General features: G+C 58.3%; 1 protein-coding gene. It reads right to left on the reverse strand.

Features of this window, described 5'->3' with window-relative positions:
* Positions 1 to 106: 106 nt before the first annotated feature.
* On the reverse strand, positions 107 to 547 hold the full coding sequence (locus NYR54_RS19155; RefSeq protein WP_261517289.1) for a reverse transcriptase family protein: 441 nt from the start codon (positions 545 to 547) through the stop codon (positions 107 to 109).
* Between the last annotated feature and the right edge of the window lie 33 nt (positions 548 to 580).

A 580-nucleotide genomic window follows, 5' to 3' on the forward strand; every position in this document is an offset into this window, starting at 1 on the left:
CATTGCAGAAGCAGCCGGTGATGAACGGTGTCGAAGTAGCTCGCCAGATCACCTTCGATGATCCAGCGGCCCCTCGTTGTGTCCGTGCCATCCTGAAGCTGCAACTTCACGGTACGAACGGCATGGTGCACGCTGCGTTCCGGCCGGAAGCCATAGGACAAGCGATGGAAGTCGCTTCCCAGATCGGCTCCATGACCATCAGCATGGCGCGCTGGACAATACGATCTGTCAAGGTCGGTATACCCAGCGGTCGTAGCTTGCCATTGGTTTTCGGGATATAGATCCGCTTGACCGGCTTCGGGCGATAGGTGCCCTTCAGCAGGTTCGTCCGCAGGTCGGCCACATGGTGATCCAGCCCGGCCTGCATCCGTCGCTTATCCATTCCGTCAATGCCCGGCGTCCGTGCGCCACTCGACGCCAGAACGATCCGGGCGGCCTCAGCAAGCCATTCCCGATCGGCAATGAGCCGAACAAGACGATCGAACCGTCGGTTCGGATCGCTTTCGGCCCATGTTGCGAGCTTGTGCTGCATTTCGCTGATTATCAAAGGTCTTCACCTCATTTGGTCAGGTAATTTGCA

Source organism: Chelativorans petroleitrophicus (assembly GCF_025398195.1).
GTDB classification, from domain to species: domain Bacteria; phylum Pseudomonadota; class Alphaproteobacteria; order Rhizobiales; family Rhizobiaceae; genus Chelativorans; species Chelativorans petroleitrophicus.